Origin of the sequence: Pseudomonas putida NBRC 14164, assembly GCF_000412675.1 — a bacterium.
Classification (GTDB): Bacteria; Pseudomonadota; Gammaproteobacteria; order Pseudomonadales; family Pseudomonadaceae; genus Aquipseudomonas; species Aquipseudomonas putida.
The window spans coordinates 3734650-3749371 of the sequence record NC_021505.1; the positions used below are offsets into that span (position 1 = coordinate 3734650).

Below are 14722 nucleotides of genomic sequence, written 5' to 3' on the forward strand. Positions count from 1 at the left end.
CATGGCGTGCCAGCCTCAGAACTTCGCCAGTTCTTCCCGGCAAAACTCCACAAACAACTGTGCAGGCTTGGTCAGTTGCACCCGCTTCAACCACGCCGCCGCCAGCCCCGACAGCGCCACCGGCTCGGCGATATCCAGCAGGGCCAGGCGCTGGCCGTCGTAGGTGTATTCCGAATGCGGTCGGGTCACCAGCAGCGAAAAACCGAAACCCTGCCCGACCATGCCCCGCACCATCTCGATCGACGGTGAGCTGAAGACGATGTTCGGCGTCAAACCCATCTCGTTAAACAGGCTGACGAAGTAGGTGCGGCTGGGAGCCACGTCCAGCAGGATCATCGGCTCCGGGCACAGGTCACGCAGCGATACCTGGGCCTGGCCGGCAAAGCGGTGGTTTTCTGGCAGCAGCACGTAAGGTTTTTGCGGCGGCATCAGCGGCTCGGCTTCGATGGTGCCGTCCAGGTCATGATCGTAGAGAAACGCCAGGTCGAACGTTCCGGCCGTCAGGCCCTGGATCAGCTCCTGCTGCTCGCCGTCGCGCAGGCGGATATCCACGCCTGGGTAACGCTGGCGGAAGGCGGCGATCAGGCGCGGCAGATACAACGGTGCCACGGTTTCGAAACAGCCGATGTCGATCTGCCCGGCGACGGTGTCGTTGTCAGCCAGGGCGTTCTGCTCGAACTCGTGGGCCATCTGCAGCAGGGATCGGGTCTTGGCGTAGAAACGCTTGCCGCTGGGCGTCAACGACACACCCTGGGCATGGTGGCGAATGAACAGCTGCACGCCGAAACTTTCTTCCAGGCTCTTGATGGCCGTGGAAATGGACGGCTGGGCGATGTACAGCTGGCGAGAGGCTTCGGCAACGCTACCGGCCTCCACGGTGGTGACGAAGTACTTGAGTTGTCGCAGGGTATAGGCAGCCACGGGCACCTCTTTGACGCCGGTTTGGGCGCGCAGGGATCATGCCTGACACTTTAACCCCGCTGGCTGGCGGACGGGGGCCGGGTGATGAAGGATTTACCTATGGCTTGAGCAGTTTTTTTGTAGAGCGATCGCCCGAGCCGGGGAACAGCTGCTGGCCAAATACTCCCGAACGTCTTTACTGATACCCAACGGCCTCAGCATTACGGTGTACGCCTATGAAGATCGTGGTCACCAGCATTCTTGTCGACGACCAGGCCAAGGCCCTGGCCTTCTACCACTACGTACTCGGTTTCGAGCCCAGGCACGACATCCCCATGGGCCGGCACCGCTGGCTGACGCTGACCTCCCCCAACGATCCCAACGGCGTCGAGCTGTTGCTGGAGCCCGACGCGCACCCGGCGTCCAAGGTGTACAAGGCGGCGCTCAAGCAGGATGGCATCCCCGCCACCTCGTTTGGCGTGCGCGATATACAGGCCGAATACACCCGCCTCTGCGCGGCGGGTGTGCAGTTCACCCAGCCGCCCACCGACCTAGGCCCCGTCACCGTGGCCGTGTTCGATGACACCTGTGGCAACCTGATCCAGATCGCCCAGAAACACAGACAGCCCCACGCGCACCAATAAGGAAAACAGATGCGCCACGAATTCAGCGAAGTACTGAACGACCTGGTCGATTACTTTCTGCTTGGCGATATCCAGTTGCTCGAACGTTTCAAGCAGGAGCATGAGCTACCGGACGACCTCGCCTACGCCTTTACCCATGGTGACATCGGCGACAAGGCGGTACGCGAAGGCGTCGTGCTGCCGCTGGCGGGGGTCGACAACCTGCCCTACCGCATTCTGTTCACCCTCGATGGCCATACCCCGGCCCTGCGCGAAGCTGGCAGCCGCCTGAAGCACCGGCGTAATGGCTATGTTTTGCGGGTCGAGCACGGTGCGCTGATGCTGTACACCTGGCGCATCCTGCAGCACTTCACGCCCAAGACCCTGGGTGACCTGATTGCCCGCTACCAGGTGCCGGGGCGGCCGATCATCGAGCTGGACAATGGCTGGTATGACGTGGAGGTACTGGCGGGGGCGCTGGTGCGCGACGGGTTGTACGAGCCGGCGTTCGAGTTCGTGCTGAAGAAGCGCTGGAGCCGGGGTGAGGCCGCGCAGGTGGATACCGGGTATGCCTTTGGCCTGCGCGGCTACTTCGATTGATTAGTGGGCTGTACCGGCCTCTTCGCGGGCTCGCCCGCTCCCACAGGTACAACACAAGCCGTGAAATCTGTGTTGTATCTGTGGGAGCGGGCGAGCCCGCGAAGAGGCCAGCACAACTGCCCCATCAGTCTCAGGTGTGGTTGATATCCCGGTCCTTGGTCTCCGGCAGGAAGAAGATCCCCAGCACCGCCGTCATTACCGCGATCACAATCGGGTACCACAAGCCGTAATAGATATCCCCGGTCGCCGCCACCATGGCAAACGCCACCGTCGGCAGGAAGCCGCCGAACCAGCCATTACCGATGTGGTAAGGCAGCGACATCGAGGTGTAGCGGATACGCGCCGGGAATAGCTCGACCAGCCAGGCAGCAATCGGGCCGTAGACCATGGTCACGTAGATCACCAAAATGGTCAGCAGCAACAGCACCATCGGGTAGTGGATCTTCGCCGGGTCGGCCTTTTCCGGGTAGCCGGCTTCTTTCAACGCACCACTCAAGGTGGCAGTAAACGCTTCACTCTGCACCTTGAAGTCCGCTGCGGCCATGCTGCTGCCTTCAAAGCTCGGCAGCACCCGCTCACCAATGCGAATCTGCGCCACGCTGCCAGGTTCGGCCGCCTGGTTGGTGTAGGGAATGGCGCGCTTGGCCAGCAGGCTCTTGGCGATGTCGCAGGAGCTGGTGAATTTGGCCTTGCCCACCGGGTCGAACTGGAACGCGCACTGACCAGGGTCAGCCACTACCACGACCGGGTTCTGCTCCTGGGCGACGAACACGTCCGGGTTGCCGTACTCGGTCAGCGCCTTGAAGATCGGGAAATAGGTCAGCGCAGCGATGATGCAGCCGGCCATGATGATCTTCTTGCGGCCAATGCGGTCGGACAGGCTACCGAAGATGATGAAGAACGGCGTGCCGATCAGCAACGAGCCGGCAATCAGCAGGTTGGCCGTCTGCGGCTCGATCTTGAGCATCTGCAACAGGAAGAACAGCGCATAGAACTGCCCGGTGTACCACACCACGGCCTGGCCGGCGGTGCCGCCCAGCAGCGACATGATCACCACCTTGAGGTTGTCCCAACGGGCGAACGACTCGGTCAGCGGTGCCTTGGATGCCTTGCCCTCGGCCTTCATCTTCATGAACACCGGCGACTCGTTGAGCTGCATGCGGATGTACACCGAAATCGCCAGCAGCAGGATCGACAGCAGGAACGGCACCCGCCAGCCCCAGGCCTCGAACACCTCAGTACCCATGACCGTGCGGCAGCTCATGATCACCAGCAGCGACAGGAACAGCCCCAACGTGGCTGTGGTCTGGATCCAGGCGGTGAAAAAGCCGCGACGGCCCTTGGGCGCATGTTCGGCCACATAGGTGGCCGCGCCGCCGTACTCCCCCCCCAGGGCCAGGCCCTGCAGCAACCGCAAGGTAATCAGGATGACCGGCGCGGCCACGCCGATCGCGCTGTAGCTCGGGAGCAGGCCCACCAGCGCGGTAGACAGGCCCATGATCACAATCGTGATAAGGAACGTATGCTTGCGCCCGATCATGTCACCCAGGCGGCCGAACACGATTGCCCCGAACGGCCGTACGGCAAAACCGGCGGCAAAGGCAAGCAAGGCGAAGATGAACGAGGTGGTTTCATTGACACCGGCAAAGAAGTGCTTGGCGATGATCGCGGCGAGGGAGCCGTACAGGTAGAAGTCGTACCATTCGAACACCGTGCCCAGGGATGAGGCGAAGATGACCTTGCGCTCCTCCTTGGTGATACCGCGTTGGGGCGCGCTACTGCCCGTGGATGCGCTGTCGAGAACCGCCATGGGTTGCCTCCGTCATGTCGTCATACAGGCCGGAGCACCTCACAACCACTTCACCGTCGCACCCAGGCCCTGGGGCTTGCTTTGGTTGCGCGAAGCACGACGAGGCGGGCCGCCTCGGATCGCAGCAAGGTAAATGAAGCATAATCGGGATTGCCGGGATATCCACCCGCCTGGCCATACACAAGAGGGCGGCATGAACGAGACGGCATCACCGGGTGGGCTGCCAATGACAGTGCTGCGGCGATGAAACCAATGAAGAACAGTGGGGCGTAGAGGGCGGGCATGCAGCAGCTGTAGCGGCACATCACGGACTTTTGTGGGAGCGCCAGCCGTCAAGACCGACTATGTCCGCAAAGGCATCACCGCAAACTGCCCGGATGCGCGTCCGAACGGCCAAAGCCCAAGCGGTCGTAGGCGATTACCCGGTGCCCGGTGGCTTGCGCCAACTGCGCTGGGAAGTCGCGCCACAACGGCACACACCCCAGCGAATCATGCAGCAGGACAATGGGCGCCCCCTGTGCCTGCAACGGCGTCCAATCCTGGGCGAACAACTTGCCTTGCGCGGTGTCGACCCAGTGCTCGCGCATGTGCAGGTCGCTCATACCGCCTCCGCTACCGGCCCCTTCAACTCGACCTGGTTGCCATCCGGGTCGTAGCAGTAAAGCGACGGTCCCTCGCCTTCAGCGCCATAACGCTTTTCTGCCGGTTCCACTTTTACCCCGGCGGCTTCCAGGTAGGCGATCAAGGCGGCCTCGTCGAACGGCTCGATACGCAGACAGAAATGGTGCAGGTTGCGCCCTTCCAGCCCCGGCGCCGCCCCGCCTGGCCGCCCCAGCGGGCCGTCCAGGGCCACCAGGTCGATCATCGCCGTGCCCGTGGCGAGGTGCACCATGCCCAGGTCTTCGCGCACGCGGCTGACATGGCAACCGAGCAGCTCGGTGTAGAAGGCAACACTGCGCGGCAGGTCGCTGACCCGCAGAACAAGATGATCTATGTGCTTGATAGCGAACGGTCGCATACCGGGCTCCTTGTGCCGTGAGTGCGAATAGTTTCGCCACCATAGCCCAGCTTCGCCCGGAGTGAACAGAACCAGCTACTCGTTTACCAAGCGTTGCAGCACGCCCCCTTCATGGTGCGCCAGGATACGCAGCAGTTGGTCGACCAGCGCCCGGTCCGGGGCATCCAGGTGGAAGTGGTGCCCGCCGGGATGCCAGGAAACCTTGGCATGGCTGGGCAAGGCTGCCTGACGCCGGGTAAAAGCCTCGCCGGTGAATGCCCCTTGACGGCCGAACAGCAGGTACAGCGGGCAGCGGATCTGGTTGAGCAGGTCGCATGCGTCGCGCTCGGTCAGCGGCATGGGTTCGGGCAACACCAGCCGCGGGTCGTGGCGCCAGCAATAGCCATCGCCCAGTTGCAGCAGGTCGCGCAACGCCAGCAGCCGTGCGGCACCTTCCGACAGTTCGGTGTCAAGGCGCTCGCGCCGTTGCGCCAGGGCGGTGTCCAGGTCGTCGAAGCGGCCGACGTCCGGCTCGGCAAAGCCCGGCAGCTGGCTGCGCTGGACCATACGTTTGAGCCGGTAGGCCCGCGCCAGGTGCTGCACGCGGTCATCCTCGGCCACCGTGAACGGGGCACCCATGCCGTCGAGGAAGGTCATGCTGGCAATGCCACTGGTCATGGCCGCCAGTAGCGACGCCACACCGGTGCCCATGCCATGGGCCAGCACATGGAATTGCGCCAGGCCCAGGCTGTCGGTCACCGCCAGCATGTCTTCGGCATGCTCCCACAGGTAATAGCCACTGTCGCGGCGGCGATGGTCCGAACGGCCATGGCCGACCAGGTCGGGGGCCACCACAAAGCAACCGTCCAGCATCGGTGCCAGGCGTTCGAACGAGGCAGCGTTATCCAGCCAGCCATGCAAGGCCAGGACGGGAATACCGTCTTCGGCGCCCCAGGTGCGGACCGCTATTTCAATACCATCGAGGTCGAGCAGGTGATCTTTCGGACTGCACAGCGAACGCATTGCAATTCTCCTTGGCTGCCTGCGTCTTGGCCTGCCTCACCCTCTCGCACATCCCCCCTCGCCGCTAGCCCCTCACCGACCCGCGCATGCGCAGCACCGACCCTTGACGACAACTATCTACCGCACCATGGCGCCTTGATGAGCGTGGACTATTGGCCCCCAACGCAAGAGACCGTTGCCATGACCAACCCCACGCCGTTACATGAAAGCCAGATAACCCGAACATTACCGAAATGGAGCAAGGTTCTTCAGCCCGCACATACGCACAAAGTGCTGCAAAGCCTGCGCAAGGAGTATCTGGATGAAGATGGCTCCCCTTACTCTTGGTACGCCACTGCCGATGAGCCAGCGCGTGAGCAGTTGCTCAGAGCTATCAAAACGCGGGACAAACGCCTGGTACAAGTCAGGCAGGCACTGGCGGGTTTCCAGGACATCGTCGGCTTCTGCACCCCACTGCTGACCAAGCGCTTGAAGGTGAGCGTGCCCGTAGACAGGGCGCAATATGTGTTCCAGCCCTTTGAATCAGACGCCAACATCTGGGTCGGCGTACCCGACGTAGAAACGCCCTTGGTCCCCGACCTTGAGGTGGATGTGCTGACCACCCGCCCTGTGGGCGAACCGCAAACACGCAGCTTGCTGGAGGCTGCCCTGCACAATTTCGAGGGCCTGGCCGAAGTAGGTGCTTACAGCAGGCTCACCAGCGCTGCTGGCAGCGATTCGCCTCTACCGGGCCTGGCGATGGCGGACTTCGTCAACCATTGTCGGGGGCTGGACCTGGGCGCACGCTATCAGGAACATCTGCTGGCAACCCATGAGGGTGCCAATCGCGCTGAAGTCCAGCGCCTGTCAATAGCAGCGAGTCGCGAGGCCCTGAGGGTTCAGGCACTGATTGCAAAGCTCAAAGGCCTGCTGAGCGAACATGGGCTCGATGCGCTTGTGCAACTGTGCGACGGCAAGCCTCAACCTACCTATGAAAAACAGGCACTGCATTGCTGGAACTTCAGCCTGTTCGGTATCCCCGTCCACGAAATGCTGTTCATCGGGCCAGACAATCCTGACCGGACAAACCCCTGCGTCCTGTATATGCCTGGCGACAGCGAGCACCCTATAAGGGAGTTTGCTTCTCGCCAGGAAGCCGGCAAACACCTGCGTAGCCGCCTGTTGCAAAGCGAGTTTCGCCAAAGCGTGGTGCATTTCGCCTACAAAGACAGGCAAAAGGAACTGGCCGACAAACTGGAAAATGCGCTGTTCGAACAGGATGAAGCAGGCAGACGCAAACCCAGAAAAATGCCCGCAATCCCCTTCACCCTCTCGCCAATCAGAACCGACCCTTGGGCGACCTTGTACAACGCCCACCTTGCGCGGATGAAGGCCGACGCAAGAACCATTGCGGTCCCCACCGCCGAGGTCGACGCCAAGGCCCGCGACAAGCGACTGAAGCACTGGCTCGAGGTGGGCATGAATGTGCTGAACGTCGCTGCGTTTTTCGTACCAGGGTTGAACACAGTCATGCTCGGCGTTTTCGCTTACGACCTGATGAGCTCGGTTTTCACCGGGTTCGAGGCGTGGGAAGAAGGCGATACCCGGCAAGCACTGGCGCAACTGGAATCGTTGGCAATCAATGCGGCAGTGATTGCCGGCTTTGCTACCGGCGCCAAGCTCGTCCAGGCGTCAGGCTTTGTCGATGCGCTGACGAGTGTGTGGCATGAAGACAAAGAAGTGCTCTGGCACCCCGACATGACGCCCTATGCGAGCAAAACGGCTATCCCTGATGGGGCCCAACCCGACCTGCTCGGCCATGTGCACATCGATGGGAAGACCTTTCTCCAGCTGGATGGGACGCTGTACGAAGTGTTTCAGGACGCAGACCAGCAATGGTACGTGCGCCACCCCGAGGATGCACAGGCCTATGCCCCACGCTTGCTCCACCACGGTAATGCCCGCTGGCAACTGGCTCATGAGCAGCCTCTGGAATGGGACCGCGAACAGCTCATGCGCCGCCTTGGCGACCATAGCGCAGGCCTGGACGACAGCGAACTGGACCATGCCATGCGCGGTACCGGTACCGATCCAGACGTGCTGCGCCGCGCTCAGGCAGGGGGCCTGCGCCCACCCGCTTTGTTGATCGACGCGCTGCAGCGGTTGCAACTGGACAATCAAACTCAACAGATCATCAACTGCGTACGCCATGGGTTGCCGCTGGCTGCGTACAAGAACTTCGCCTTGCCTGAGTTGCTGCGCCTGCCGGGGTGGCCCGAGGGGAACGTGCTCAAGGTTTACCAAGGGCCAGAACCCTGGGGCGAATCTGTGCGCTACGGCCCCCCGTACACGCTGGGCCAAGTGGAAATCGAAATTACCCGTACCGACCTGGACAATGGCCAGCTGAGCCAGACCGTGCTGGATCAGATGGATGAAGAAGCCATTGAGCAGTTGCTAGGTGACACACCAGCCGAGCACCGATCGCACGCGCTGAACAACAAGCTCGCGCAACACCTGGAACAGCATCGCGAGGCGCTGTTCGAGAGCCTGCAACAAAGACACCGTCCCACACGCCCAGCAACCGCACAAACCCTCGCCCGGCAGTTTCCCGGGCTACCGGACAGCGCGCTTGAAGAATTGCTTGCCAACATCAGCAACGCCGAACGGCAACGCCTGACAAACGGGCGGGTGCCGCTTCGCATTGCCGAGGAAGCGCGCCTTCTGCAAGCTCGAGTGCGGCTTGACCGCGCCCTCCTCGGCCTGTTCAGGCCCAGCCTGGCCAACGACGACAGCCTGCGCCTGCAACAGGCGCTGCAAGCCGAACACCCGCAGGCTGACCCTGCCCTGTTGCTGGAACTCGCCCTCGGCGATCGCCAGCACTGCGCCTCACTGCTCGGCCAGCAACCCATCAATCCCAGGTTCCGCTCCCCCTTGCGATTGGCCAACGGCCAGCTTGGCTATCCCCTGAGCGGCCGTGGCTTGCAAACGCGAGCCTTGCCAGCCGCGCGTCGACTTCGGGCACTCTACCCCGAACTCAGCAGCCAGGAGATCAGCGCGCTGCAAACCGAACTTGCCCAAGGAGGCGACCTGGGTAGTGCAATCAGCCAACTGGAAGCCGAGCAGCGCACGCTTAACCGTGATCTCAACCGCTGGGTCAGCACCTCACGCACCCTTGAAGAACGCTTTGATCGCCAGCAATTCACCGAGCGACTGATGAGTGCTTCGCGGCGTGAAGGCGGCGCGCAACGCGCAGTGCTGGTGCTGAGCCAGATGCAACTGGAAGCGCTGCCAGCGTTCACTGCCCGTATGCCGCATATCCGGCAACTCGTCCTTGATGGGTTGCAGATGCGACGCCTGGAGGGTGGCTTCCTGGCAAACTTCCCTGACCTGGACACCCTGGAAATCATCGGTAACCCGGAGATGGACGCTGAAGCATTGTTCGAGGCGCTCAAGTCTGCACCACGGCTACGCGAACTGGGCCTGGCAGGCAATGGCCTTACTACCCTTTCAGCCACTGCCCAGCAGGCCATTGGGGCGATGCCTGGCCTGCGGGTGCTCGGCCTCAGCCGTAACCGGCTGCGGCTCGATAATGCCAGCTTGGCCTTCCTGACGCGTTTGCCCCTGGATGGACTTGGCCTGGGCAGCAACCAGATCACACTTGATGAGAGCCTGGCCGCCCAGTTTCAGGACATGATCCATCCCAAGGTACTACACCTGTCGGGCAACCCACTGCGGCTGGCGCCAGACCTGCGCTTCATGGCCCGCCTCAGCCACCTGGACCTTGACCGCTGCGAACTGCAGCAATGGCCCGACAGCCTGACAACCCTCATGAGCCAGCCCCAGTACGAGCTGCGCTATCTGAACCTCTCCTCCAACCGCATTCGTACCCTGCCAGACTTGCCAGGTGTACTGCGCACCCCGTTCGCCCGCGATGTCGCCGCTCGCTTGCCTGAGCGCCGCTGGCTGTTCAACTACAACACGCTGGAAGCCGAGGCACGTGCGCGCCTGGGCAGTAGTGGCGTCAATGTATTCGAGCACGCAGAAGACGTGCCGCCGTGGCAAGGTTTTTTCCGTGGCGGCGCGAGCAGTGCCGAAGAGCAGCTGTGGAGCGGCCTCTTTGACCAAGGTGAAAACGCAGCGTTGCTGGGGGTGCTTGAACGTGTTGCCCAGTCGGCAGAGGCGCGGCGTGATGCCGAGGCCCTGAGGGAGCGCGTATGGGAGCTGCTGGATGACGCTGCCCACGACACCGTGTTGCGCGAACGCCTCGCGACAGTGGCCGGGGACTTCCCCCCAACCTGCGGCGACGCAGGTGCCGACGCATTCAGTGCCTTGGAGATAGAAGTGCTGGCCCACGACGCTGCCGGCCATGCCGGTAGTCGGCCAGCCGATCTGCTGAACCTGTATCGAAAGTTGTATCGTCGCGATCAGGTCAATCAACTGGCGGACCGCATCAGCTGGAAACGGTCCTTGCGCAAGCAGGCGCTACTGAATGATGGTTTCGATGAAGATCTACCCTCATACGATGTGCTCGACGAACCCTCTGCCTTTCCGGACTCCGCCCTGGCAACCGGGCTGGTGGACGATATCGAGCTGCGCCTGGCCTTGCGCCAGTCCTTGGCTACCGTGCTGGACTACCCTGAGCCGAGCAGCGGCATGCTGTACCGCAGCACGGCCAGGATCAACCAGACAATCATCGACAAGGTGAAAGCTGCGGTCCTTGAACTGGATACGGATGCCACCGCTCGAGAGCAATGGCTGAACCGGCAGCCGGGCTGGGTTGAGTACCTGAGGCGAGAGCATGCAGCGCAATTCAGCCTGATAACCGACTTTTGGCGGCCAGGGCTGGACTACCTGTATTACTGCCTGGATGAAACCGCAGACCCGGTGACGTCCCTGGACAACTCTTTGCTGCGAGCCCTGGCCAGCGTCATGCCTGAAAGCCCACTAGATGCCAGCGGCATCCTGCGACGCGTGGCGATCAACGAGCAGCAGTATCGCCAGGGCGTGGACATGCTGACCGCCGAGCAGCAACAGGTTGAAACCGGTCTGTTGACCAGCCTCACTCGCCAACTGCAGACACTCGGCAGTTAAACCGCACTCAGTCGCCGCGCAGGTCTTCAAACAGGCCTGCCGGCGCCTGAATGCCGGGCTTGACCAGCAGCGCGAAGCGTTGTTTGAATCACTCACCCGCGCGCAAGATCCGAACAACTGAACCGCTCTTTTGAACAGGTTCAACTGAAGTCTCTCAGTCAAGCCATTTGGTGCCGCTCTGCGGCCCTTCGCGGGCACGCCCGCTCCCACCAGGACGGCGCATTCCTGAACCTGTGGGAGCGGGCATGCCCGCGAAGGGCTGCAGAGCAGCCCCAGTAATGCCTGGACTTTGGCCTACTGCCCGCGCAGGTCTTCGAAGAAGGCCTGCCTGCCATCCACCTGGCTCGACGCCCTTGGGGCAGCCGCCGCATCACCATTGGCGGGCTCGACATGCCAGTAGCAGTGCTGCACCGCGCGGGTCACCGCCACGTAGGCCAGGCGCTGCACTTCTTCCTTCTGCGCCGTATCGAACGGTTGGGCATCCCCGGCCTTGCCCAGACCCGCCTGGCGGTACACCTGGTTCTTGTAGGGCGAGCTGGTCAGGTACTGGCAGTCGCCCAGCATGAACACCGCATCGGCCTGCAAGCCCTTGGCACTGTGGTAGGTCAACTGACGCAGCCGGCGCTGCTCGGCCGGCAACGCCGCCTCGGCGTGCAGCACGCTCTGCAGGTGGTCGCTCATCAAGGCCCTGTCGCTGCCCTTGCGGTACAGCATCATGACCGTCTCACCCCGTTGGTAGTGCTCGATCAGCGTTTCACCCAAGGCGGCCTCGTCACGGTCGAACACCTTGACCGCAGAGCCCGGCAATTCGGCTGCCGGGCCACTGGCGCGGGCTTTCTTGCCGGCAATCGCCGGGGTGCCTTTGACCAGGTGTTCGGCCGCGTCGATCACCTGCTGCTGGCAACGGTAGTTGTCGACCAGCATCACCCGCGTGTTGGCCGGCGACGGGAAGGCTTTGGCGAATTCCATGAAGTACTTGGGCGAACTGCCCCGCCAGCCATAGATGGACTGCCAGTCGTCACCCACGCACAGCAGCGACGAATGCTGGGCATGGCGCCCGGTGTGCATGGTCGGGCCACGCCGGCGGATTTCAGCCAGGCTGGCGCGCAGCCAGCTGACGATCTGCGGCGACACGTCCTGGAACTCGTCGATCATCAGGTGCGCCAGAGGCCGCAACAACGGGTCGGGCAGCAGTTGCAGGTTTTCCGGGTTGTTCTCGCTGAACAGGGCGAACATGCGGTTGTAGCTCATCACCGGCGGCGACTGGTCCAGCAGGTGTGCTTCCAGGGCCTTCCAGTACAGGGCCAGGGCCTCGAAAAACAAGGCATCGCTGTCGCCGGGCGGGAAGCTCATCGCCGCCACCGCGTTGTTCACGTCCAGGCCAAGGTTCTCGATGAAGTTGGCCGCGCCGACAAAGGCGTCCAGCAACGGCGCCGGTGCCAGTTCGCCCTTGACCTTGTACTCGAACCCCGGGCCGGCCACGGCATCGCCAGCCAACGAGGCCGCCAGGCGCCGGGCCATGGCATAGTTGTCGAGCCAGATCAGCGGCCGGTCGCAGAAGGCCTGCAACAGGGTTCGCTTGACCGCCCACTCGGCACGCACTGCCAACTTGGCGCCGGGGCGCTGGTACTGTGGGCTTTCAGCCGGGTCGAAGCCCAGCACCACCAATGGCCCCTGGCCAGCCAGGCGGCCATGCACATGGAAGCGGCTGCCACGGATGTCGACAGTTTCGCGGCAAGGCTCGATGCCCTTGATCGGCCAGGCGCCGGCGGCGAACCACAGGTCCTCGATTACGTCGCACAGTTCTTCGTCGCGCTGGGCGGCCAACTGGGTCACCTGTGCGCGCTTCTGCACGTCAGGGTTGTTCGGGTCCAGTGGTTTGAGTTGCAAGGCTTCGCTGCGCAACAGGCCGACCAGCTCGGCAAAACGCGGGCTCTCACCCAGCACGCTGCTATAGCACTGGTTCAGTTGCTGGCGCTGGGCATCGTTCAGGCGCAGGTCGAACGGGTTGCTGTCGGCCTCGGCATCACGCCCGGCAGGCATCTCGTTGCCCAGTGTCTCGAAGGCGCGCACCTGGCCGAAGCCCGGCAGGCTGCGTACCAGCGGCAGGATGCGCGAATGGAAGGTACGCACCAGTTCGCGAGCCTGCACCGGTTGCAGGCTGATCTGCCACAGGGCGAATACCTGCACCAGGCGCTTGATGAAGTCCTTGCGCGACTCGCGGGTGAACGTGACCACGGTCATCGCGTCCAGCTCGTAACCCAGATAATGGCGCAGCAGCAGGATGCGCAACACCAGCGAGGTGGACTTGCCTGCCCCGGCGCCGGCCACCACACAGGTGGACGGGGTGTCACTGAAGATCAGTTTCCACTGCGCGGCGCTGGGTTGCGCCTCGGCGGGCAGGCGTTGGGCGACGTCGGCTTTGAAGCGCTTTTTCAGCTCGGCTGTCAACGGCAGGCGCCAGTCGTCGAACAGGTTGTCGTCCTGACCGGGCACGGCAGCGATGTCAGGCCGGGTATCGCGGATCACCAGCACCTGGCGCCCGGCTTCGTAACCCTCCACCCGCCCGCGGTCGAACCCTTCACGAACGCCATCGGCGTGGCCACTTCGCTGGCCGGTGGCGTGGCCGAGGAACCAGGAGTCACGGTGCTGGGCTTGCAGACGGGTCAGGCCACGCCCCAGCAGGCGGGCGGCCAGGCGGCGAAACCAGGGCAATTGCGCGGGTGGGGTAAGGTCGGCGGGGGCCTGGGGTTGCTCGTGGGCCACGGTCACTCCGTTGAAAAACAAAAACAGCTGGCATGTTCGCCGCATCGACGGAAAATCGCCAGCGAATGCTTGCAGATCAGTGGATTAGGCGATGAAGCGAATAAAGCATGGCAGCAATTTACATCGAACAATATGATATTTTTAAGCCGATATTTACGCTTATTTTCGATGTTTCATTAGCGCATCATGGCGTCATTCCACTGATTCAAGGAGCACGACCATGCTGCAACTGCGACCCTTTGAAGGTCTCGGCCACGCCAACCACGGCTGGCTCGATGCCCACCACCATTTCTCATTCGCCGAATACTACGACCCGACGCGCATGCACTGGGGCAACCTGCGGGTATGGAACGACGACCTGATCGCGGCTGGCAACGGCTTCCCGCCGCACCCGCACCGCGACATGGAAATCATCACCTATGTGCGTGAAGGCGCGATCAGCCACCAGGACAGCCTGGGTAACAAAGGCCGTACCGAAGCCGGTGACGTGCAGGTGATGAGCGCCGGTATCGGTATCGTGCACAGCGAGTACAACCTGGAAGACGTAGATACGCGTATTTTCCAGATCTGGATCGTGCCGGAGCGCACGGGTGAAGCACCGCAGTGGGGCAGCCGGCCGTTTCCCAAAGGCGAACGTGGCGAAGGCTTCGTGACCCTGGCCAGCGGCCGTGCCGGTGACGAAGACAGCCTGCAGATTCGCACCGATGCCCGCCTGGTGGCCGCCACCTTGCGTGCAGGTGAAACCGCCGAGTACCGCTTCGATGCCGCCCGCAGGGGTTACCTGGTGCCGGCCAAGGGGCTGGTGGACGTCAACGGGCTGCGGGCCAAGGCGCGGGACGGTGTAGCGATCGAGCAGGAAGACGTGCTGCGGGTGACCGCCATCGAGGACAGCGAGATCGTGCTGGTGGATGTGGCCTGATGGATCGGGCCGGT

General features: G+C 62.8%; 9 protein-coding genes and 1 pseudogene. 4 read left to right on the forward strand and 6 right to left on the reverse strand.

The window, feature by feature from the left end; translation table 11 throughout:
- Positions 1–15: 15 nt before the first annotated feature.
- A complete protein-coding gene (locus PP4_RS16535) occupies positions 16–921 on the reverse strand; it encodes a LysR family transcriptional regulator (protein ID WP_016500346.1) in 906 nt (301 codons plus the stop codon).
- Between the two features lie 215 nt (positions 922–1136).
- On the opposite strand from PP4_RS16535, the gene PP4_RS16540 reads away from it, so the two are divergent.
- Complete coding sequence (locus tag PP4_RS16540) at positions 1137–1544, forward strand: VOC family protein (protein ID WP_016500347.1); 408 nt, start codon at positions 1137–1139, stop codon at positions 1542–1544.
- A gap of 9 nt (positions 1545–1553) precedes the next feature.
- Entirely contained in the window at positions 1554–2123 is a 570-nt protein-coding gene (locus PP4_RS16545; protein WP_016500348.1) for a hypothetical protein, read from the forward strand.
- A gap of 130 nt (positions 2124–2253) precedes the next feature.
- Here the strand turns inward: PP4_RS16545 and PP4_RS16550 are convergent, their stop codons facing one another.
- From PP4_RS16550 to PP4_RS16565, 4 genes and pseudogenes are all read right to left on the reverse strand, one after another.
- Positions 2254–3933, reverse strand: coding sequence for an MFS transporter (locus PP4_RS16550; RefSeq protein WP_016500349.1), 1680 nt, complete (start codon positions 3931–3933; stop codon positions 2254–2256).
- 365 nt (positions 3934–4298) lie between these two features.
- Positions 4299–4535, reverse strand: a pseudogene (locus PP4_RS16555) (alpha/beta fold hydrolase); the annotation flags it as partial.
- Entirely contained in the window at positions 4532–4951 is a 420-nt protein-coding gene (locus PP4_RS16560) for a VOC family protein (RefSeq protein ID WP_016500351.1), read from the reverse strand. The gene PP4_RS16560 and the pseudogene PP4_RS16555, both read right to left, overlap by 4 nt.
- Positions 4952–5026: 75 nt before the next feature.
- The gene (locus tag PP4_RS16565; protein WP_016500352.1) at positions 5027–5953 is read right to left on the reverse strand and encodes an alpha/beta fold hydrolase; all 927 of its coding nucleotides are present in this window, start codon (positions 5951–5953) and stop codon (positions 5027–5029) included.
- Between the two features lie 180 nt (positions 5954–6133).
- Between PP4_RS16565 and PP4_RS16570 the strand changes: the two genes are divergently transcribed.
- Positions 6134–11023, forward strand: coding sequence for an NEL-type E3 ubiquitin ligase domain-containing protein (locus PP4_RS16570; RefSeq protein ID WP_016500353.1), 4890 nt, complete (start codon positions 6134–6136; stop codon positions 11021–11023).
- A 294-nt stretch (positions 11024–11317) separates the two neighbouring features.
- Here the strand turns inward: PP4_RS16570 and PP4_RS16575 are convergent, their stop codons facing one another.
- Entirely contained in the window at positions 11318–13834 is a 2517-nt protein-coding gene (locus tag PP4_RS16575; protein WP_041167782.1) for a UvrD-helicase domain-containing protein, read from the reverse strand.
- A gap of 175 nt (positions 13835–14009) precedes the next feature.
- On the opposite strand from PP4_RS16575, the gene PP4_RS16580 reads away from it, so the two are divergent.
- Positions 14010–14708 carry a pirin family protein gene (locus tag PP4_RS16580; RefSeq protein ID WP_016500355.1) on the forward strand — a complete coding sequence of 233 codons (699 nt, stop codon included), beginning with the start codon at positions 14010–14012 and terminating at the stop codon, positions 14706–14708.
- The last annotated feature ends 14 nt before the right edge of the window (positions 14709–14722 follow it).